This is a genomic window from Anaerobacillus sp. 1_MG-2023, assembly GCF_030547345.1.
GTDB classification, from domain to species: Bacteria; Bacillota; Bacilli; order Bacillales; family Guptibacillaceae; genus Guptibacillus; species Guptibacillus hwajinpoensis_B.
On the sequence record NZ_JAUORD010000162.1, the window covers coordinates 1 to 255 of the forward strand.

A 255-nucleotide genomic window follows, 5' to 3' on the forward strand; every position below is an offset into this window, starting at 1 on the left:
GGTGTCGAACTGATACGTTGTTCCAATGTTCGCTGAGTAGTCCATGAAGGTTTGTGTGATGTGCTCCATGCCCCCCATACCTAACACTTCTTGGCAAAACAAACTGTACGCTGCAGGGTGGTTGTGGTGCCATGCGAGCGTCTCCAAGTTTTTTACATCTCGTTGACCTGTGTAGCGCTTCACCTCTCCCTCAAGGAAGTCTCGTGTGCCCGTGAAGATAACAAGGCAGTCATCTCGCTGCGCCGCCCAGTCGCA

At 52.5% G+C, this 255-nt stretch carries 1 protein-coding gene; it reads right to left on the reverse strand.

Annotated features, from left to right (window positions below):
• On the reverse strand, positions 1-255 hold a 255-nt coding region (locus tag Q4550_RS23690), incomplete at both ends, for a hypothetical protein (protein ID WP_303536707.1).